Origin of the sequence: Paenibacillus cymbidii, from assembly GCF_004764705.1 — a bacterium.
Classification (GTDB): Bacteria; Bacillota; Bacilli; order Paenibacillales; family NBRC-103111; genus Paenibacillus_AN; species Paenibacillus_AN cymbidii.
This window is the reverse complement of record NZ_SHLX01000002.1, coordinates 136,534-157,749: the sequence shown is the minus strand read 5'-3', so window position 1 is coordinate 157,749 and position 21,216 is coordinate 136,534. Positions and strand designations below refer to the sequence as shown.

Annotated in this window: 16 protein-coding genes; 11 read left to right on the top strand and 5 right to left on the bottom strand. The window is 62.3% G+C overall.

Going from position 1 to position 21,216, the window contains the following annotated elements:
* Positions 1-91 precede the first annotated feature (91 nt).
* A complete protein-coding gene (locus EXY20_RS04015; RefSeq protein WP_135547924.1) occupies positions 92-1,270 on the top strand; it encodes a Gfo/Idh/MocA family protein in 1,179 nt (392 codons plus the stop codon).
* A 105-nt stretch (positions 1,271-1,375) separates the two neighbouring features.
* On the opposite strand, the gene EXY20_RS04010 is transcribed toward EXY20_RS04015, so the two are convergent.
* A complete protein-coding gene (locus tag EXY20_RS04010) occupies positions 1,376-2,230 on the bottom strand; it encodes an AraC family transcriptional regulator (RefSeq protein ID WP_167858970.1) in 855 nt (284 codons plus the stop codon).
* Positions 2,231-2,438: 208 nt separating this feature from the next.
* Here EXY20_RS04010 and EXY20_RS04005 point away from each other — a divergent pair, with 208 nt between their 5' ends.
* The 7 genes from EXY20_RS04005 to EXY20_RS03975 all read left to right on the top strand — a co-directional run bounded on the left by EXY20_RS04005 (position 2,439) and on the right by EXY20_RS03975 (position 12,180).
* Complete coding sequence (locus EXY20_RS04005; protein ID WP_207671219.1) at positions 2,439-3,116, top strand: RraA family protein; 678 nt, start codon at positions 2,439-2,441, stop codon at positions 3,114-3,116.
* Positions 3,117-3,132: 16 nt separating this feature from the next.
* Positions 3,133-4,290: a mandelate racemase/muconate lactonizing enzyme family protein gene (locus EXY20_RS04000; RefSeq protein WP_135547920.1), complete on the top strand. Its 1,158-nt coding sequence runs from the start codon at positions 3,133-3,135 to the stop codon at positions 4,288-4,290.
* Positions 4,287-5,144 carry an amidohydrolase family protein gene (locus tag EXY20_RS03995; RefSeq protein WP_135547917.1) on the top strand — a complete coding sequence of 286 codons (858 nt, stop codon included), beginning with the start codon at positions 4,287-4,289 and terminating at the stop codon, positions 5,142-5,144. The genes EXY20_RS04000 and EXY20_RS03995 overlap by 4 nt, the downstream gene beginning before the upstream one ends.
* A gap of 45 nt (positions 5,145-5,189) precedes the next feature.
* A complete protein-coding gene (locus EXY20_RS03990) occupies positions 5,190-6,965 on the top strand; it encodes a glycoside hydrolase family 2 protein (protein ID WP_135547915.1) in 1,776 nt (591 codons plus the stop codon).
* Between the two features lie 138 nt (positions 6,966-7,103).
* Positions 7,104-8,873: a sensor histidine kinase gene (locus EXY20_RS03985; protein ID WP_135547913.1), complete on the top strand. Its 1,770-nt coding sequence runs from the start codon at positions 7,104-7,106 to the stop codon at positions 8,871-8,873.
* A complete protein-coding gene (locus tag EXY20_RS03980; RefSeq protein ID WP_135547911.1) occupies positions 8,851-10,524 on the top strand; it encodes a response regulator transcription factor in 1,674 nt (557 codons plus the stop codon). Before EXY20_RS03985 ends, EXY20_RS03980 begins: the two co-directional genes overlap by 23 nt.
* 648 nt (positions 10,525-11,172) lie before the next feature.
* Complete coding sequence (locus EXY20_RS03975; RefSeq protein WP_167858969.1) at positions 11,173-12,180, top strand: zinc-dependent alcohol dehydrogenase; 1,008 nt, start codon at positions 11,173-11,175, stop codon at positions 12,178-12,180.
* 17 nt (positions 12,181-12,197) lie between these two features.
* On the opposite strand, the gene EXY20_RS03970 is transcribed toward EXY20_RS03975, so the two are convergent.
* Positions 12,198-12,899 carry a PIG-L deacetylase family protein gene (locus tag EXY20_RS03970; protein WP_135547907.1) on the bottom strand — a complete coding sequence of 234 codons (702 nt, stop codon included), beginning with the start codon at positions 12,897-12,899 and terminating at the stop codon, positions 12,198-12,200.
* A gap of 120 nt (positions 12,900-13,019) precedes the next feature.
* On the opposite strand from EXY20_RS03970, the gene EXY20_RS03965 reads away from it, so the two are divergent.
* The 3 genes from EXY20_RS03965 to EXY20_RS03955 all read left to right on the top strand — a co-directional run bounded on the left by EXY20_RS03965 (position 13,020) and on the right by EXY20_RS03955 (position 16,201).
* Positions 13,020-14,900, top strand: a complete 1,881-nt coding sequence (locus EXY20_RS03965; RefSeq protein WP_135547905.1) for a glycoside hydrolase family protein — start codon at positions 13,020-13,022, stop codon at positions 14,898-14,900.
* Positions 14,901-14,917: 17 nt separating this feature from the next.
* The gene (locus tag EXY20_RS03960; RefSeq protein ID WP_135547903.1) at positions 14,918-15,862 is read left to right on the top strand and encodes an acetamidase/formamidase family protein; all 945 of its coding nucleotides are present in this window, start codon (positions 14,918-14,920) and stop codon (positions 15,860-15,862) included.
* Positions 15,863-16,018: 156 nt separating this feature from the next.
* Positions 16,019-16,201 (top strand): hypothetical protein, encoded by a 183-nt coding sequence (locus EXY20_RS03955; protein WP_135547901.1) that lies wholly within the window; start codon positions 16,019-16,021, stop codon positions 16,199-16,201.
* Between the two features lie 269 nt (positions 16,202-16,470).
* Here EXY20_RS03955 and EXY20_RS03950 read toward each other — a convergent pair whose 3' ends face one another.
* The 3 genes from EXY20_RS03950 to EXY20_RS03940 all read right to left on the bottom strand — a co-directional run bounded on the left by EXY20_RS03950 (position 16,471) and on the right by EXY20_RS03940 (position 21,208).
* Entirely contained in the window at positions 16,471-19,554 is a 3,084-nt protein-coding gene (locus EXY20_RS03950) for a DUF4082 domain-containing protein (RefSeq protein WP_135547899.1), read from the bottom strand.
* Between the two features lie 79 nt (positions 19,555-19,633).
* On the bottom strand, positions 19,634-20,458 hold the full coding sequence (locus EXY20_RS03945; RefSeq protein ID WP_135547897.1) for an amidohydrolase family protein: 825 nt from the start codon (positions 20,456-20,458) through the stop codon (positions 19,634-19,636).
* A gap of 3 nt (positions 20,459-20,461) precedes the next feature.
* Positions 20,462-21,208, bottom strand: coding sequence for an amidohydrolase family protein (locus EXY20_RS03940; protein ID WP_135547895.1), 747 nt, complete (start codon positions 21,206-21,208; stop codon positions 20,462-20,464).
* Between the last annotated feature and the right edge of the window lie 8 nt (positions 21,209-21,216).

Sequence of the window (21,216 nt, the reverse complement as noted above, 5' to 3'; positions counted from 1 at the left end):
GCTCGAAAAAAGTTGCGTGTAATCCTCGTTCGTTCGCCTATAATTAAGGGTGCTAGGAATAGGTGGAATAGCCGGAGGCGGGGGAACGAAGATGAATATTGTATTGATCGGGATCGGCGGATATGGCGGCTCGTATGTCGAGCCGCTGCTTGCGGGAAGCGACGCCGGTGCGTTCACGCTGGTCGGGGCGGTCGATCCGTATCCGGAAGCCAGCAAGTTTGTGCACGAGCTGCGACGTCGCGGCATTCCGCTCTATGCGTCGCTGGAGCAGTTTTATGCGGCGTCCGCGGCCGATCTGGCCGTCATCGCGTCGCCGATTCAATTTCACTGCGACCAGACTTGTCTGGCGTTGGCGCACGGAAGCCACGTTTTGTGCGAGAAGCCGCTTTGCGCCACGCTCGAGGAGGCCGAACGCATGCTCGCGGCGCGCGAACGCGCGAACAAGCTGGTGGCCATCGGCTATCAATGGAGCTTCAACGACGGCATCCAGGCGATCAAGCGCGACATTCGCAGCGGTGCGTTCGGCAAACCGAAGCGGTTCCGGACGATTGCGCTGTGGCCGCGCGGCGCCCGCTACTACGGCAGAGGCTGGGCGGGCAAAATGCGGGACGACCGCGGCCATCCCGTGTACGACAGCGTCGCCGGCAACGCCACGGCGCATTATTTGCACAACATGTTTTATGTCCTTGGGAGCGAAACGGACCGCAGCGCCCGGCCGGCCCGCGTGACGGCCGAACTGTATCGGGCGAACGCGATCGAAAATTTCGATACGGCGGCGGTGCGGGCGTTTACGGAGGACGGAGTGGAGCTGCTATACTACGGCTCGCATGCCGTGCGGGAGAAAGTCGGCACGACCTTCCGCTACGAATTCGAGCACGCCGAGCTGACGTACGACGAGACGGAGAAAACCGGCGTACCGATCGTCGCCCGGTTCCATAACGGCGAACGCCGGGTGTACGAGCTGCCGCTGTCGCCGGTCGAGCAGAAGCTTCGTTCGACGATTGCCGCCATCCGCGGCGAAGGGCCGCTGCTCTGCGGCATCGAGGCGGCGATGTCGCACACGCGTTGCATCGCGGCGATGCAGCGCAGCGAAATTGCCAATTTTCCGGAAGCGCTGGTCAAGCGGGGCGAGCCGTATCAACTGAACGACACGATCACGTATGTCGAAGGGCTTAACCGGCAATTGGTCGCCTGCTATGAACAAGCCGCCTTGCCGGCGGAGCTGGGCTTCGACTGGGCGCTGCCGGGCCGGGAGATCCGGTTGGGTTAACGCGCCGGCGTCGCCAGTTTTGCGCATGAATGGCGGTTATCGGCCGCCCGTTGATCGAACAGGTGTCGATCCGGGCGGCTGTTTCTTGCATGCCGTGATGCGTCGTCATGTCTCGCTCTCGGCGCCGAACTGCCGCCGTTTGCCGTCGTCCACTTCCCGAAACCGGGAAGGAGAGACGCCGGTCATCTGGCGGAACACGCGGGCGAAGTGGCTGGCGTTCACGAACCCGAGCCGGGCGGCGATCGTTTGCACGTCCGTTTCCGGGAAGTGGATCAGATCCTTCTGCGCCTGCAGCATTTTCAACTTGAGGTAGAAGTCCTTGGTCGTCGTGCCGTAACGCTGCCGGAACAAACGGTTCACGTGCTGACGCGACAGGTTCAGGCAGCGGGCCAGCTCGCCGATATCGGCCGGCAGGTGGAGGCGCTCCCGCATCCATTGAACGGCCGCATGGACATGCCGGCGGGCCGCCGGTTCCTCCCTGCCGCCGGAGCGGGACACGAGCCGCAGCAGATATTCGGTATAAATGCCGTACAGCAGCACCGAAATCCGTTCGGCGGAATCGTCCCACTCGGCATATTCCAGCACGGACATGATGCGCAGATGCAGGTCCGGGTGGTGGACGTCTTCGACGATCGCCGGCTGCAGCGGTTCGGCCACGCCGTAACAGGCGGGCAGCGTCGACGCGATCGGCCCGAGGAAGGAAACCCACGACAAATAGTATGGCGCGAGACCGGCTTCGTACGTGTGGGCCGTCCCGGGCGGGAGAAACACGACCGTACCCGGCTTCAGCGCATGCCGCTCGTCCCCGAGCCGGATGCCGCCGGTCCCCTGGTAGCAGCACACAAGCTGGTAGAACGGCCAGCGCCACGACTCTTCCTCCAGCAGCTTCTGATACCCCGCATCGTACAAATAAACCGGCAGCGTCCGACCGGCGAATCGACTGGTCACGCGGATATTCACGGCGCCCCTCCTTTTCCTGTTGCCCCACATACTAAAACAACCGCCGCCCGATTGGAATAGCAGGTAACCGATTGTAACGCAGGCACGAAATGAATCTTGTTTCGCCGGAACGGAAATTTCATACTGAAACCAGGTCCGTTTGGCGTGCGGCGAGGAGCGGCACGATCACCGGTACGAAAGCGGAGGGGACAGGAAGGAGAGAGCCGGGATGGCGGACGGGACAATCGGCGGGAACGAACGATTTCAGCTCATGAAGGAAAAATTGTACACCGGGGTCATCTGCGACACGTTGGATGAGCTCGGCTGCCGGCACCAGGCGATGCGCGAAAATATTCGGCCGCTGCTGCCGCTTGCGGCGGACAATTTTGTCGGCCGGGCCAAAACGCTGCTGTCGGTCGACGTGTACCATATGGCCGAACGGCCGTACGAGATGGAAATCCGCGCGATCGACAGCATCAAGCCGGGCGAGGTGCTCGTGGCGGGCACCAACCAGTCCGTCAACAACGGCTTGTGGGGCGAGCTGTTGTCCACCGCGGCCCAAATGCGGGGCGCGGCAGGAGCGGTCATCGACGGCCTGGTGCGCGATACGAAACGGATCGGCGAGCTGCGGTTTCCCGTCTATTGCACCGGCATCAAGCCGGTCGATTCGCGGGGACGCGGACTCGTCATCGCCTACGACTGTCCGGTGGCGGTAGGCGGGGTAACGGTGCATCCGCAGGATGTCGTGTTCGCCGATTGCGACGGCGTGGCGGTCATTCCCGCCCGCCTGTTCGAAACGGTAGTGGATATGGCGCTGGACAAGGCGGAGCGGGAAAACCGCACGCGCCGGGAGCTGCTCGAAGGCAAGCTGCTGCGCGACGTATACGAGAAATACGGGGTATTGTGAGGAGCTGGGAATCGCGGTGAAAATAACGTCCATGGAAGTGCTGATTCTGGAAAGCCCGCGGGAATACGGGATCGGCGAAACGGAGAGCGATTCGAGCGGGCCGAAGTATGTGCTGCTGCTGAAGCTGCGCACGGACGAAGGCTTGACCGGCATCGCCGATTGCGATTCGCACCCTCATGTCATGAAGGCGCTGCTCGACGCGCCGCAGTATATTCCTGGCATGGCCGAAGGGCTGAAGTACGCGGTTCTGGGCAGCAACCCGTACGAATGCGACAAAATCTGGAACCGGATGTATCGCAGCAGCTTCTATCACGGAAGGCGCGGCGCCGCCTTGCAGGCGATGAGCGCGATCGACATCGCGGTCTGGGACTTGATCGGCAAAGCAAGCGGGCAGCCGGTCGGCGTTATGCTCGGCGGCAGCAATCACACGCGCATACCGGCGTATGCCAGCACCTTGTTCCGCCATACGCCGGAAGGCATGAAGGAGGCGGTGCGCCACTATCGCGCGCTCGGCTTCAAGGCGGTCAAATTCGGTTGGGGCGTCGTTACCGCCGAACCGCGCAAGGCGATCGCCCTTGTGGAGGCGGCCCGGCTCGAAGCGGGCGACGACATGGGGCTGATGATCGACGGCATCTGGACGGCGGATGTGAAGCTGGCGATCGAGCTCGTTCGCGAGCTGCGGCCGTACCGGCTGTTTTTTGTCGAGGAGCCCCTTCGTTCGGACGATCTTGCCGGCTACCGCAAGCTGGCGCAGGCGACGGATACGCGCATCGCCTGCGGCGAGCAGCTGTCGGGACTGCACGAATTCAGGCAGCTGATCGAGCAGGGCGACGTCGATATTATCCAGCCGGACATTTCCCGGGCTGGCGGTTTTACCGAGGTGCGCAAGCTCGTTTCGCTGGCGGAGCAGAGCGGCAAGCTGCTCATCCCGCACGCCTGGACGTCCGATCTGCTGACGGCGGCGTCGCTGCATGTGAACGCGTATTTGCAGCAGCCCGTGTTCCAGGAGTTTTGCACCAACGATTCGCCGCTCAGCCGCGATTTGGCGCTGCGCCCGCTGGTATTGGACGCGGATGGCTGCCTTGCGGTGCCGACCGGGCCGGGGCTCGGGGTCGAGCTGAACGAGGAAGTGGTCGCACGCTACACGATCGATCGGCAGGTCATTACACTATGACGGACGGGCGCATTTTCGATTGCCACACGCATCTGTTCGGGGACGGGCAGGTTGGCGGCGGGTTTCTCGCCGACGCGAGGCGGGCGTGGGGCGACGGCTACGAGCTGATCGTGCGGCCGGACGAGCATTGGCGGCAGTTCGGCGGCTGCGGCGGGGCGATTGTGCTGGCGTTCAACTGCCGCGCGAGCGGCGTCGTTGTCCCGGACGAATACGTGGCGGCCTACGTACGCGAGCATCCGGACAAGCTGTTCGGCTTCTCCAGCGTCGATCCGCGCGATCGCGACGCGCCCCGCAAGCTGGAGCGCGCGGTGAAGGAGCTGGGGCTGCGCGGCTTGAAGCTGGCGCCGATTTACCAGCATTTTTACCCCGATCGCAAAAAATATTTCCCGCTGTACGCCAAGGCGAACGAGCTGGGCATTCCGATTTTGTGGCATCAGGGCACGTCCTTCGTTTCGGGCGGTTATCTCGATGCGTCGCGGCCGGCAATGCTGGACCCGATCGCGCGCGAGTTCCCGCAGCTGAAGATGATCGTCGCCCATCTCGGCCATCCGTGGCACGGGGAATGTGCGGCGCTCGTGCGCAAGCATCCGAACGTATACGCCGACATGTCGGCGCTTGGCTCGCGGCCGTGGCAATTTTACAACGCGATGATGCACGCGATCGAGTACGGCATCGCCGACAAGGTGCTGTTCGGCTCGGATTTTCCGTTTTTTACGACGTCGCAGACGGTCGTTTCGTTTCGCGGGATCAACGCCCTGGCGGAAGGCACGCGGCTGCCGCGTATTCCGGAGGAGACGATCGAGCGCATCATTCATCGCCCGACGGCGGAGCTGCTCGGTCTGGCGCGGGGCTGATAACCGGCGGAGCAATCGCCCGGGTATTCGACAAGGGGGAGCACGATGGAGAGAAGCAGGACGTATGTGAACAACTGGTTGTTCCAGGTCGATCACAACCGGATCGGCGAGCGGCGCGAATGGTTTGCGCCGGGGCACGACAAGTCGGGCTGGATGCCGGTTGCAAGCCCGATGGCGTGGGACTGCTACCAGGAGGCGTTCCGCGGGTTCGAAGGCATCGGCTGGTACGCGGCCACGCTCGCGGCGGACGGGCTGCGGCCGGGGGCGCTGCACCGCCTCCTCTTCGGCAGTGTCAGCGGACAAGCGCGGGTATGGGTAAACGGCCGGTTCGCGGGGGAGCACATCGGCTCTTATTTGCCGTTCGAATTCGAGCTGAATCCCTATGTACCGGAAGGGGCAGCCGCCGAAATCGTCGTTCGCGTCGACAACCGCCCCCGCGAGGACTGGCTGCCGGGCACGCCGATCGTCGAGTGGGTGCAGTATGGCGGACTGCTGCAGGAAGTAGTCGTAGAAACGACCGATTTTGTTTACATCGCCGGCGTTGGCGTGCGCAGTGCGCCGGAACGGGGAGGAGAGCGGGCCGCTGTCTTCTGCGAGGCGGAAATCGTCAATCGCCGCTCCGCCCCGTTCGTCGGTCGGGTGCGCATCGATATTCCCGACGGGGAACGCGCAAGCTCAGCCTTCTCCGAGGTATCGTGCCCGCCGGGCGGAAGCGCGACGGTGCCGATCGGTCTGGAGCTGGCCGAGCCGCGGCTGTGGCGATTGGACGATCCGCACTTGTACGGGCTGCAGGCGCAGCTGCTGCAGCCGGAGGCGCCGCACGCCGCCGTGGACGCCGTGAAGGAACGGTTCGGCATTCGCACGATCGAGGTCAGCGGGCGGGAGCTGCTGCTCAACGGGGAGCCGCTGCTGATCAAGGGGGTCAACCGGTACGACGAATACGGCGACTTCGGGCCAACGCCGCCGGAAAGCGCGATCCGCGAGGAATTGCTGCGCATCAAGCGCACGGGGGCGAACCTGATTCGCGCGCATTATCCGCAATCGCCGACCCATCTGAACCTCATGGACGAAATCGGTCTGCTGCACATGGCCGAGCTGCCGCTCAACTGGTGGATGTCGGAGTGGTACGAGCGCGAGTATTATCCCCAGGTCGTCGACATGGCCGAGGAGGCGCTGGCATGTATGGTGCGCCGGGACCGGAACCATCCGTGCGTCGTCATCTGGAGCATGTGCAACGAATGCGGAACGAACAAGGAAGTCGGTATCCAGGCGATGCGGCGGTTGATGCGGCGCGCGCGCGAGCTGGACGGGACGCGGCTTGTCGGCTTCGTAACGACCAGCTCGCTCGGCCATCTGGCCAACGACGAAGCCGATGTTGTATTTCCCAACCTGTATTACGGCGTGTTCTCGCAATCGCAGCAGGCGATGGAAATCGCCGAGTTCGGGCAGCTCGTTTATACGCCGACGCTGGAAGCGCTGCGCAAGCGGCGGAGCATGTACCCGGACAAGCCGATCGTGCTCGGCGAGTTCGGCAACCACGGCATCCTCGGGCTGAAGGGCAACGACCGCTTTTCCGAAACGTACCAGGCTCGTTATCTCGAAACGGTGTGGCAGGCGGCGCTCGATGCCGGCATTCAGGGCGGCATTATATGGGCGTGGGCCGATTACCGGCATCGCCGCGATTTTTACAATACGGACGGACAGAGCTGGAACGCGCCTTTCGGACCGTTCGGACTCGTCACCGTCGACCGTCGGCCGAAGCTGAGCCTGGACGCCGCAACCCGGATGTTTCACGCTTCGCCGCAGCCAAATAAAGGTTGACGCCGTTCGGGGCAGCGGCATACGATACAAGCAGGACATGCGCCTGTCGGTCGGGGCTGATTGCGGCTTGCCGGCCTTCGTCCGTTCCGCGCCTGCAAACGTTTTCACCTCCGCCACAAGAGAGGGAGGCTTCGTATCGTGAAACGGTTCGAATGGTCCATTTCCAGGAAGATGATCGTCATTTTGCTCGGGATATTGTTATCGCTGTTTCTGATGACCTTGTGGATGAACCGCCAGGGCAAAAAAAGCATCTATCAGGAAATTTCCAAATCGGTCACGAGCCGGGACGAATTTTACATGCAATCGCTCGAAGCCGAAACGAACCGGATCGCCAAAAGCCTGCTCGAATTCGTCATCGACCAGGACTTGCTGGAGACGGGCAACATGGTGGAGACGACGGACTATTTCAGCCGCACGACCAAAATTCTCGATATCCAGCGCCGGCTGCAGCTGCTAAGGTCCTCCTCCAATATCATTCAGGAAGTGAAAGTGTTCCTGCCCAAAATCAATCGCATGCTCGAAACCGAACGTTTCTATACGTCTGTGCCGACCGCGCAGTATGAAGCGTTGGCGGGCAATACGGATATTATGCGCATCGTGCCGGTCGGCGGGCAGCTGTTCATGAGCATGCGGTATCCGGCCGTCGTGGCGGCCGATCGCGAGCCGGTGTTCGTGATTGCGGTCGAGCTTTCGCGGCAGAAGCTGATCGGCGGCATGCAAAATATCGTCAGCCCCGACCAGGGCAACTCGGTTCTGTTCGATCTGAACAAAGGGTGGACGGTCAGCGGAGCGGACGGCGGGCCGCCGTCCGAGCTGATCGACGCGTTTATCGCCGAGGAGCGGGAGCGCAAGCTCGACTCCGTCGTGAAGATGATCGCGCTGGGCGGGCAACGCCATATGGTTTCCTTCCGCAGGTCGGCGGCGCTGCAGGCGGCGATGCTCGTCTACGTGCCGGAAGCCAACATTCCGGATACGATGCGCACATACAGCAAGCTGGTGTGGATTATTTTGCTGCTGGCCACGCTGGTCACTTTGTCGTTCTCCGCTTCGCTCTACCGCATGATTCATCGGCCGCTCAAGAAGCTCGTCATCGCTTTCCGCAAGGCGGAAAACGGCGAGCTTGTTCCCATCTCGTCGGTTGGCCGCAGTGACGAGTTTCATTATTTGTACCTGGGTTTCAACCACATGGTGTCGCGGCTGGACATTTTGATCCACGAGGTATACGAGAAGGAAATCCGCAACCAGCGCTCCGAGCTGAAGGCGATGCAATCGCAGATCAATCCGCATTTTTTGTATAACTGCTTCTTTATTCTCAAGCGTCTGATCCGTTCCGGCAATGCCGCAACGGTCGAACGGTTCACCGATTATTTGGGCAGCTACTTTCAGTTCATTACCTGCCACGCGAACGTTGTGATTCCGCTTGCCGAAGAAATGACACACGCGCGCAATTACGTTAATATCCAGGCCGTCTGCTACAGCTCGCGCATCGAGGTCGAATTCCAGCCGCCGGACGACGCGTTTCTGGATGTTCCCGTGCCGCGCCTGATCGTGCAGCCGCTGATCGAAAACTCGTTCAAACACGCATTCGAACCGCATGCGGCCCGGGGGGAATTGTGGGTGCACAGCCAGGCGGAGGACGGTTATCTGTCGATCTGGATCGAAGACAACGGCCAGTCCCTTTCCGATGCGGCCATCGACGAGCTGTCGGGCAAGCTCGCCGGCTTGGCCGACGATCCGGGAACATCGAACGGGCTGTTCAACGTGCATCGCCGCATCCAGCTGATGTTCGGCGACGATTGCGGCATTTTCCTGTCCCGTTCGCAGCTTGGCGGGCTGCGTTCGGAGGTGCGGCTGGCCGTACGACAATCGGAGGAGGGAATGCATCATGCATCGTTTGCTGATCGTTGACGACTTGCCCCTGATCGCCGACGGCTTGGTCGAACTGTTCGCCTCGCGCACGGAATGGGAGCTGGAAGTGCGTGCGGTGTACACCGCCGCCGATGCGCTGCGTTTGATGGAGCAGGTCAAATTCAATCTTGTGCTGACCGATATCCGCATGCCGGAGAAGGACGGTCTGGAATTGCTGGACGACATCCGCCGGCTTTATCCGTCCTGCAAGGTCATTTTTTTGACCAGCTACGCCGACTTTGCTTATGCCCGGCGGGTGCTGTCCGGCGGCGGCTTCGAATACATTCTCAAAACGGAATCGGACGATACGATCCTGCGCGCGGTAGGCAAGGCCATTGCCGAGCTGGAGCAGGAATACGAGCTCAAGCGCAAAGCCGTCGCCTCCGAGGTTCGTTTGATGCGCATGGCGCCGATGCTGCTGCAGCAATATTTTGTCGAGCTGCTGCAGCACAATCGGACCGTCACGGACGAAGAGATCGGCGCCAAGCTGCGCGAATGGGACGTACGTTTGCGCGCAGACGCCCCGCTGCGGGTGATGATCGGCCGCATCGACAATTGGCCGCATGACGATCCGGGCGACCGCAAGCTGCTGCAGTTTGCCGTGGGCAACATTGCCGAGGAGCACTTGCGGCCGCTGGTCGAGCTCGTTTCGTTTCCGTTCGAGGAGTCGAAGCTGGTTGTGCTGATGCAGGAGCGAAGCGAGGAGCGCACCGCTTTCGCGGAGGCGGAGGGCCGCAGCGGGGAGGAGGCGGACGCCCGGCCGTTCGCCGCCGTTCTGGCTGCGGCCGAAACGATGCAGCGGATGTGCGGAGATTTGCTGAAGCTTCCGGTTTCCGTCGCGCTTTCCTATGCCGCCGTTCCCTGGAGAGAGCTCCCTGCCCTTTTCCATCACTTGCATTCGTTGCTGCTCGGCGTTTGGGGAGCGGGGGAAGCCGTCAAGCTGGTCGACCGGTTCGTCGCCGGACTCGCTCCCTCCCAGACGCAAACCGCGATGAGCAAAACGTATGCAGGCAATGCCAGGAAGCTGGCGCTGCTGCGTTATTACCTGGAGCTTGGCGAACGCGAGCGGTTCGAGCGGTTGTACCGCAGCATGATGGCCGGCAGCGCGACGCATAACGCCGCCGGCTTCTACAAGCTGGAGATGTACCATGCGCTCGCTTCGATGTTTCTGTCCTATCTCAATCTGCATCCCCGTGTGAGCACCGGATTCGTCGTCGGCGAATTGAACAAGCTGACGCACGTCGATTCGGACCTGTCGTGGGAGCGGATGACGCAGTTTTTTGCCCATATGGCGGAAGTGATTTTTGCCGGCGGGGGAGACGAGCAGCCGCCTTCCCACCATGACGTCGTTCGTTGGATCGACGACTACATCGAGCATAACCTGATCCGCGATTTGTCGATCCGTACGATCGCCGATCTGGTGCAGCTCAACCCCTCCTACATGTCGCGGCTGTACAAAAAGACGACCGGCATCGCCTTGTCGGAATACGTCCAGAAGCGCCGGATCGACAAGGCGAAAGAGCTGCTGAAGCACTCTTCCCATAAAGTGTACGAAATTTCCGAAATGGTCGGCTACGACTCCCGCCTCTCCTTCATCCGCATGTTCAAGCACCAGACCGGCGTGACGCCGCAGGAGTATCGCGATATGTGAGGTTCGGGGAGGTGCGAGGGGGCTGAGGGGGAGCCGGTGACTGGTGCGGACGAACAGTGGTTGATGAGTGGTGGAAATGCGGTGACTGGTGCGGACGAACAGTGGCTGATGAGTGGTGGAAATGCGGTGACTGGTGCGGACGAACAGTAGCTAATGAGTGGTGGAAATGCGGTAACTGGCGGATGGTGGGGCGTGCGGAGGCTGGTGCGGACGGACAGTAGCTGATGAGTGGGGGAAGTGCGGGAACTGGCGGATGGTGGGGGCGTGTGGAGGTTGGTGCGCTGGCCCGGTTGCGAAAATTGCCCATAAAAACTGGCTTATTAGCGCGATTTCAGCCGCTGCAGCCAAAATAGCCAGTGAAAACATGGGTTATTTGCGTCAAATCGACCCGAAATCGGGTATTTTGGCCGAATAACCAGTGATTTCACTGGCTATTTTGCGGAGATGCCTCTTTTATTAAGAAATAAGCAATAATACATGGCTTATTTCGCAACACCCATCGCAATCGAGCCGAGCCTACCCTGCAGCGGTGCAGGCAACGTAACGGATTGTAACCGGGTAAGCAAAAGAATCTTGTTGCCCCGATCCCGACGAATTTATACTGACAGCGGAGGTTACCATTGCAAGGGGGTGAAGGCGATCAAGGCGTTGGCATGGACAACCGGCGGCAGGATCGAACTGGTCGAACATTGGCCGGAGCCGCCCGCAACGGACGACGACGTCGTCGTCCGGGTGAAAGCGGCAGGCGTGTGCAGCACCGATATTCATATGATCGCGGGGCGGCTGTCGTTCGCCAAGCCGCCATGGGTGCCCGGTCACGAAATAAGCGGCGAGATCGCTAGCGTAGGCAGTCGTGTCGCCGGCTGGAAGGTCGGGCAACGCGTTGCGGTCGACCCCATCGTCGGCTGCGGCTGCTGCACGGCTTGCCGGAGCGGCAAGTCCTATTTGTGCCAAGGCGGCGGCGAAATCGGCACCAATTACGGCAGCGGCGGCTACGGCCAGTTCGTTGTCGCCAGGCCGTCCAATCTGTATGCGTTGCCGGACGAGCTTGACGACACAGCGGGCGCGCTGCTCGAACCGCTGACCTGCACCTTGGGCGCCACGCAACGGGCAGGCGATCTGGTCGGCAAGCGGGCGCTTGTCTTCGGCCCGGGGCCGGCCGGTTTGTTGTTTACGCAGCTGGCGCTCGCCGGCGGCGCGATCGCGGTGACGCTGGTAGGCCTGGATCCCGAGCGGCTGGCGCTCGGCAAGCGGCTCGGGGCTGCGCGGACGATCGACAATACGTCCGGCGGGCTGGCTTCGGAGCTGGGAGAGGAACGCTTCGACGTCGTATTCGAAGCGTCCGGCAGCGTGGCGGCGGTGGAAGACTGCATGCGCTATGTGACGCGAGGCGGCACTGTTGTGTTGTACGGGCTGCATGGCTCGGGGCGGGCGGCGATCGACTCCGACACGGTCGTGGGCAAAGATCTGCGTCTGGTCACCTGTATTGCGGCGCCGCAGCTGTGGGAGCGAAGCATCGATCTCGTGCGGGCCGGCAAAATCAACCTGGCCGCGCTGATCTCCGACATCGTCCCGTTTCGCGAAGCGGCGCGCAAGCTGAACGACTGCGTGGCCGGACACCGCCGACCTTTCAAAATGATTATCGTTCACGAATGAGCGGCGCTCCCGCCCGGCTACGGCAGTACGCGGGCGGCCAATCCGCGGTACCACGCTTCCGCCTTGACGAAGCCTTCCGCATACCGGCAGCCGGCTTGGTACCCGCGGAATTTGCCGACGGTTTCAACGACGTCGAGCAGGTCGACCGCCAGCAGCTCGGCGAAAATGCGGGTTTGGCTGGCATGCTCGGCGAGCGCCGTTTTTTTGATTGCGATGCTGTCGGTAATATCGACGAGTTCGGTGGGATGGAAGCCGATACCGCCAAGATTGTCGATCCAATACAGCGCCGACTGGCGAGTCGTCGCCGGCAGCGACGTTTGCACCCGGGCGACGCCGGCGAGCGAGATGGCGTCCCACACCAGCTGGTGGGTGTAGCGGTGATCGGGATGATAATCGTTCGGTCCGTGAGTGAAAATGACGTCCGGATCGACGCTGCGGATCAGGTCGACAAAAGCGAGACGGTTCGCCAGCGTATTGTCCAGCAGCTCGTCGGGATAACCCATCCAGACGGGAACGGCGCCCAGCGTTTCGCACGAGGCGCGGAACTCCCGCTCGCGAATGGCAGCCAGCTCGGCAGGTTCGGTGTCGAAGTTGCCCTTGTCTCCGTTGGTTGCGACGGCGATCGTGACGCGGTCGCCCCGGCGGGCGTATTTTGCCAGTGTGCCGGCGCACTGCAGCTCGATATCGTCCGGATGGGCGCCGATAGCCAGGATGTTCATTAGACAGGCTCCTTTTCGTCAAGAAAATAGAATATATTATTAATAATACCAATATATTGTATAAATGTAAAATATAAAATTGTTGGCGCCCGATTGCAGGCGCCTTGGGGGAGACGACGGATGATTCATCTCGCGAATGAGCAGTTCGATTTCTATTGCGGCGACAACGGCAGCGGCCTGGCCTTGATCGACCGACAACGCGGCACCCGCTGGACGCTGGACCCGCGCACCCAGGTTTACGGCCTGGCGGACGACGCGGAGGGCAAAGAAACGCCGTTGCTGCCGCTCGTTCCGGTTGCGGCTTGGCCCCGCGGCGAGGAGGGGGTGACGATCGCCTATCGGGCAGGGGAGCATGAGCTGCGTTACGAATATCGGCTCTCGGAGCGTGCAGTCGACATTCGATTGCCTGAAGATGTGCCATCGGCGATCGGCGTCATTGCGCTTCCCGGCGCCTTCGTACCTGCCGGCGAACCGCTGCGGCTGGCGCTGCCCATCATGCAGGGCATGCTGTGGGACGGCCGGGGGAAGCCGCAGCAGCTGCGGCTGGCGGAAGCGGGACACGGCGGCTTCTCGATGCCGCTGATCGGCTATATCGGGCAAAACGGGGGCTTGCTGCTGACGGCGGAAACCTGCGACGATACGTTGTGGTGGATCGGCAAGGAGGCGGACGGCCGGTTCTGGGCGGCCAATTTGCAGCGTTCTTCGCTCGGCAGCATGCGTTATGCGCGGGAGGTGCGTCTGACGTGCACCGACGCCGGCCACGTCGCGATCGCCAAGGCGTATCGCCGCAAGGTGATCGAACAGGGACGCTTCCGCAGCTGGGAGGACAAAATCGCCGCACGCCCGATGCTGGAGCGCTTGTTTGGCGCGCTGATGTGTTTTGTTGGCTACTGCCAGGACGATGAACTCGATTACGCCGCGGAGTGCGCCAAGCTGCGCGACTGCGGCTTCGACCGGGCGCTCGTGTACCCGGCCCGGTTCAACATGTTCCATCACGACATTCATATGGGCGGACTGCCGCCGATTCGCATGAGCGGCGAGACGGTGGCGGCGATCGAACGGCTCGGCTACGACGTTGCCCCGTGGTCGTGGGTGAACGAAGCGCTCGATACCGGCACTGACGAGGTGCGGGCGCGATATCGCCGAAAGGCGGACGGCAGCATCATAAAAATGTGGAAAATCGATGACCAGCAATGGTATGTTAATTGCAACTCGACGCTGCCGTCCTGGCAGGAGGAGGCGGTACGGGGCGATATCGCCGACATGACCTGGGACCATTTTGACGTCATTACTTGCGCTTCGCTCGGCGAATGTTACGCGCTTGACCACGCCGGCCATCGAGGGTATCCGCTGTCGCGTTCGGAGGACCGGGAGTGGCTGAAGCGGCTGCTGCTGGCCGGTCAGGCGGGAGCGCGCGCGGTCAGCTCGGAAACGTTCAACGATGCGTATTCGCTCGAATACGACATCGGTTCGGTCAAGGCGCTGCCGCTGTACGGCCATTGGCCGTTCTGGCCGATTCCGCTGACGATGCTGGTGTACCACGACAGCATGATCCATTCGTGGTGGGAGGTGCACAACTACAACAATCCTTGGCACGGCCGCAATCCGGCCGACCAGCTGTACGAGCGCTCCGGCGGCAGGGCGAAAATTATGGCCGCCATGGACGCGCTGACGGGTTGCCCGCCGGATGTGTTCCCTTTTGGCGCGATGTATGCCTGGACCGGGAACGGCTCGGAAACGGCGTTGTACCGTTTCCGTCTGGACGACCCGGAGGTGCGGCAGGCGCTCGATCTGGCGCTGCCGGTGGCGAAGCTGCATCGCCGGATCGGCAAGCTGGAGCTGGTGGATCACCGCTTCGTGTCCGAGGATGGCAATGTTCAGGAAACGACGTTCGCCGACGGCACGCGGATTGTCGCCAATTTCTCCATCGCCCTGCGGCATACGCCGGACGGCCTGACCGTACCGGCGGAGAGTTGGATCGTCGCGAACGAACCATCATGAGCAAGGAGGGAAACATTGTGAGTACGCACCATTTTGCCCCGACCGTCTTCTACAATACGATGGGCGCGCATGAGCCGGCCTGTCGCATTCGTTCCGGCGACACGGTCGTGACGTCGACGATCGACGCCCGCGGGGACGACAAACACCTTCGCGCCGTGGGCGTGCGGCCGAATCCGATGACCGGCCCGTTCCATGTCGAAGAAGCCGAGCCGGGCGATACGCTGGCCGTTCGTTTCGACCGGCTGTATCCGAACCGGGACAGCGGCTGGACCGCCAACGTGCTCAACCATCAGGTGCTGGAAGCCGAGTTGTTCGCATCGATGGCGCCGAGGCAAATCGTCGGCTGGGACATCGATCTGGCCGGCGGGACGACACGCCTGACCGATTGCCCGCCCGAGCTGGGCGGCTTCCGGCTGCCGCTGGCGCCGTTTCTCGGCTGCTTCGGTACGGCGCCGGCCCGTCGCGAGCATATCGCCACGGCTTCGTCCGCCGAGCATGGCGGCAACATGGACTACCGCCGGTTTACGGCGGGTTCGACCGCTTATTTGCCCGTGTTCGAACCGGGCGCGTTGTTCTTTCTCGGTGACGGCCATGCGGTGCAGGGGGACGGAGAAATCAGCGGCACGGGCGTCGAAACGAGCTTCGACGTCACGTTTACGGTGCGCGTCATCAAGGGGCGGTCGATCGGTTGGCCGCGCGGCGAGGACGATACGTGGCTGTTTGCGATCGGCAACGCCAAGCCGCTGGAGATGGCCGTGAAACATGCGACCAGCGAAATGGTGCGCTGGCTGCGCGACGACTACGGCCTGGGCGACGTGGCAATCGGCGCGCTGCTCGGCCAGTGCGTGGAATACGAGGTGGGCAACATTTACAACCCGATGTACACGATGGTGTGCAAGCTGCGCAAATCGATGCTGGCGATGATTGCCGGCTCGGAGCCGGACGCCCGCAGAGAGGTATAGGCGCAGGGGGCACGACTTTCTGAGCGATGTACCTGTAGCGGGAGCAAGCGACGGTCGAAACGGGGCCGTCTTTTTTTTGCGGCCGGGAGCAAGGCGGAAGAGCAGACAAGGAAAGCAGAAGGCAGCAGGGAGGCGGGGAGGCAGGGAGGCGGGGAGGTGAGGGAAGAGGGGGAGCGGAGAAAGACGGGGCGCTTGGTAGCCGGGTTCGTGGGCCGGCTCGTGGAAATAGCCTATAAAAAATGGCCTATTAGCGATACTTTGCGTGTTGCGAAGGAAATAGCCAGTGAAAACATGGCTTATTCTGCGGAAATTGACCCGGAATCGGGTATTTTGGCCTAATAGCCAGTGAAATCACTGGTTATTTTGGCGCGGGCACTCGTTTTTTCCGAAATAGGCCATGAAACATGGCTTATTTCGGTACTCGCCTTGCCGGGCGGCCCGCGCCCCCGCCTCTCCCGCCTCGCGCAGCGTCTCCGCTTGCCCGCGCTACCGCCCCTGGCGGCATCTTCCGAGCCCTCGCGGTTCGCCCGGGCCCGCCCCCCGCCAAACAAAACGCGGGAAGAGGCAGGGTTCGCCCTGCCTCTTCCCGCTGTTTTGCGCTTGCGTGCCTAATCCGCTACGAAGATGACGTCTCGGAAATAGTTGCCGTCGTTGAACGACGCGTTCGGCATATTGCCGAGCGTGGTGTTGAACAGCCCGCTGCCGGCATAGGTGACCAGGCTGCCGTTTACGATTGGCGAGGAGAAGCCTCCCGGCGTGGCGGCGTAGTAATTGTCCGAACTGTTGGAGACGGCGATGATGTAGTCCGTATTCGCGCTGATCGCGATGTTCGGCAGAGCGAATTCCTTCCAGCCGGCCGTGCCCGCGGCAATCGTCCACGTGCGCGGACCGTCGACCAGCGTGCCGGCCGCCGTCCACAGCCGCACCTTATGCTCGCCGCCTTCGCTGGCGTTCGTGTAAATGCGCACGCCGGCGAGCGTGCCCGAGACGCTGGCCTTGAACTTCGTGCCGAGCTCGTAACGCCCGTCGTTATCGTACAGGCTCGGCGTCTGGCCGGTGAAAATATGCTCGCCCGGAATCGGCGTCGGTGTCGGAGTCGGCGTGGGCGTCGGTGTAGGCGTGGGCGTTGGTGTCGGCGACGGCGTCGGATCCGGCGCAAAGATGATGTCGCGGAAATAGTTGCCGTCGTTAAACGACGTATTCGGCATGTTGCCGAGCGTCGTGTTGAACAGTCCGCTGGTCGTGTAAGTAATGAAACTGCCGTTGACGATCGGCGTGGTGAAGCCGCCCGGCGAAGCGGCGTAAATCTTGTCCGTGCTGTTCGAAACGGCGACGATATAGTCGGTATCGGCGCTGATCGTGATGTTCTCCGCGCGCAGATCGAATTCCCGCCAGCCGGCCGTGCCGGCCGCGATCGTCCACGTGAACGGACCGGCCGTCAACGTGCCGTTTGCGTTCCACAGCCGCACGGCGTGGTCGCCGCCCTCGATAGCGTTCGTGTATATACGCACCCCGTATACGGTGCCGGAGACGGCGGACTTGAATTTCGTGCCCAGCTCGTAACGGGCGTCATTGTCGAAGCCGGCCGGCAGCTGGCTGGTGTAGATGTGATCGCCCGGAATCGGCGTCGGGGTTGGCGTAGGTGTCGGAGTCGGCGTCGGTGTCGGCGTAGGCGTCGGTGTCGGCGTCGCCGGCGAGCTGTCCTTGACGATCGTGACATCGCTCGCCGCCGAGAGCAGGCCGTCGCTTGCCGTCAGCCGCAGCACATACGTGCCGTTGGCCGAAAACGACACCAGCGTGGTTGCCGCCTCGTCGTCGACGAAGGAGGCGGTGCCCGGACCGCTTACCTGGGTCCACGCATAGCTGAGCGTGCCGCCCGGCGAGCCGAGCCCGTCGTCGTAAACGATGCCGTTCAGACCGGCTTCCGTTCCCGTCGTTGTGCCGGCGCCGGCGTAAACGAGCGGCGCGCGGTTGACGTTAAAGCCGGCAACGCCGAACACCATCGCCGGGGTGCCCGACTGGTGTGCGCCCATATCCACGTTGCTGCCGCTGTTGAAATTGTTCAGCGCGACGCCGGCATGGTAGCCCGGGCTGGTCGGATCGAGCGCGTACGCGCCGCCGCTGCCGCTGATGTAGCCGTTGCCGCTGGCGTAAATCGGCGCGGCGTGAATGCCGTTCGTTTCCGCGCCGGTGTAAGCGGTGATGTTGCCGTTGTACAGGTCGTAGTCAAAATCGTTGGTCACGCTGGCGTTCGAGTCGTAGATGCTGCTCCAGTTCGTTTTCCAAATATGCCAGATGTTGTTGCGCGACACGGTGTTGGTCAGCGGTCCGCCGTCATCGTTGATGCCCGCTCCGGCGCCGAGCGGGTAAGTCGAGCCCACCGGCGGCGGCGCCTGCAGCGTCGTATTGTGGAAAAAGTAGCGTTTGCCGCCGCCGATGCTCGGGTCGCTCCGGTCGTTGCCGGACTTTCCGAACGGCCCGCGATCGCTGTCGGTGTCCGGTCCGCCGCCGGCGTATTTCATTCGCGTCGTGTTCTGCACGTTGCGGAAAATGTACTGCGGCCCGATCGAAACGACGGCGCTGGCCACGCCGGTCGCCACTTTGTCCATGTAGTTGCCCCACACGCGCACGTTGCGGCCGCCGCCTTCGGCTTCGATCGCGTCGTCGTAGCTGTGCGTCAGCAGGTTGCCGTAAATGTCCGAGTCCGGGCCGGGCATGCCGCCGAATGAATAATTTTCGCCGCCGCTGATATTGTCGTTGTAGTAGTGGGTGTCGTTGCCGGTAATCGTGTTGTAGCGGATGATGTTGTGACCGCCGCCGTCCTGCTCGAAGGCGATGCCGTTCGGGCCGAGCGGATGGCCGCTATCCCAGGTGTTCGCCGTATAACGCGGGTCGTGGATCGTATTGCCCTGGATCACGATATCCTTGATCGTAGGCTGCAGGTAGGCGGCGTGAATGCCCGCGTTCCAGTCTGCGCCGAGACCGGTGCCGGCGGAACGCTCCGAGCCCCAGTCGCTGATGTCGTTGCCTTCGAGCACGACATGGTGCGCGCCGGCGACAAGCGAGATGCCGTGCTTGTTCGCGCCCGTGCACGTAACGCCGCGGACGATGACGTACGGCGCGCTGATCGTGATGCAGGTGTCGGCTTCGCCGTCGACGTCGATGACCGCCGTGTCGTCTTCGGGATCAAACGTGTACAGCTTGTAGGCGCCGGGCGAGCCGCCCGAGGTGATCAGCAGCTCCGAGGAGGAGCTGGCCGGCAGCGTCACGGTCGTGCCGACGGGGAAATATTCGCTCATCGTCGTGGCGACGAGCGTCGCGGTCGTGGTCTCCGGATCGGACAGCGTCAGCTTGATTTCATAGCTGGTGCCGGGGTTGAGGCCCACGATGCTGCCCCTGAACTCGGCGTCGCGGCCGCCGGTCGTGCGCGGGTCGTAGGACAAGTCGAGGCCGTCGCTCCAGGCGGCGTTGAAGTTGTACAGGCGGTACTGCACCGAAGCGGTATAAGCGGCCTGGTTGACCACGCCGGGATTCCAGGTCAGGCCGATCGATTCGAAGGTGGAGACGTAAGTCGGCGTACCGGTGGCGTGCGCGATGCCGCCGAAGCCCCAGCGGACCGGTCCGGCCAGCGCCAGCAGCAGGCTGGCGATCAGCAGGCACGCTAACCATTTGTTGCGGATACGGATTGCCATTACATTACCTCCTCATGAAATGGATGGAACGAAAGCGGGACAACAAGCCGTGCGGACTGCGCGAACTTCGTGCCCTCATTTACATATCGCGGATCACCCCCTTGAGCAGCCGCTTGGCGTTCAGGCCAAGCACCTTCTCCTTGACCTCTTCCGGCACCCGGGCGTAGGCGATATTGCCGATTTCCCAGGTGACGTCGTTGTAGGTGGCATCGCTCGAGAACAGCAATTTATCCGGATCGGCCTTGCGCACGAACCGTTCCAGCGTCCACGACGAATACAGAAACGCGCCGGTCAGATCCAGGTATAGGTTGTCGTACCGGTTCGCCAGCGCAATCGCCGTTTCGATCGCCGTGCCCCGGCCGCCGGAATGACCGATCAGCACGGCGACGTTCGGATAACGGCGGGCAATGTCGTGCAGTTGCTCGGGGTTGGAGTAAGGGCTTTGCCCCCACGTATGCGTCAGCACGCGCAGGCCCCGCGCATCGGCGTATTCCCATAGCGGCGCGTATTCCGGCCCGCCAATCGCGCAGCGGTTGGCGTCGGGATGAATTTTCATGCCGACAAAACGGTCGGAGACGGCATAACAGGCGTCGGCGATGTCGAGGCTCGGCTGCGGCAGGAACGGGATGTACGTCACCCAGCCGAGGAGACGGGGGTGGCGCGTCATGATTTTCGCCAGGTCGAGATTCGCATCCAGCTCGTTCGTGCCGAAGCCGCGCTGCATCGACACGATCGCGTAATCGACGCCGACGCTGTCGAGCGTCTCGAGGAACCGTACCGCCTGGTCCTCCTCGTTCGGGTACGGGATATACGGATTGGCGGCGGCGCTCAGGTGGCCATGCACGTCAATGACGGGAATGTCGGCAAAAGGCAGGCCGTTTTCGGCGTAATCTTTCAGCAGCATCGGTTATTCTCCCATCAGTCTTGCGATATTGTGGTAAGCGATGTTCGCCTTGTCTTCGGCGGAAATGTTCGCATAGGACAGCATGGTAATGGCCGAGCCCGGCATGTTGAACGGCATGTTGGAGCCCCACACGAGCCGTTCCGAGCCGAACAGCCCAACCGCCTCCTGGTAGGAAAGCCAATTGTCGAACAGCGAAAATTCCGCATACACGTTCGGATAAGACTCCAGGTAGCCGTACAGCATCAGCTTGCGGCGGTGCTTCGTCCCGGTCACGATCACGTTGACGCCGGGGTATTGCCGCAGCAGCAGCTCGAAGCCGGGCAGCTCGATGCCTTCCGCGTCGGTGATTTCCGCGTGGCCCAGCAGCAGATGAATGCCGAGCCGTTCGGCGATCGCGAACATTTCGCGGGTATGCGGGCTGTGCAGCGCGTAGCCGTGCTCCTTCGGCGCCAGCCGGGCGAACTTGATCCCGTGCACGCGCAGCAGCTCCGCCATTGCCGGCCAGCCGGCATGATACTTGTAATGCGGGGCGAGAATCGGGCAAGGGATCAGCCGGCGGTCGCCTGCCGCCAGCTTCAGCAGCCGTTCGTTGCCGACGATCGGGTCGTACGTGTGCGCCATGACGTGGCTGACGATCGCGCGGTCGATCCGGTAGTAGTCGAGCGCTTCGAGAAACTGCGTTTCGTCGTTCACCTCCAGCTCCTGGTTGACCCACGTGCCGATCGTGCAGTTCGCATCGATTTTGTTCATGCCGGGAT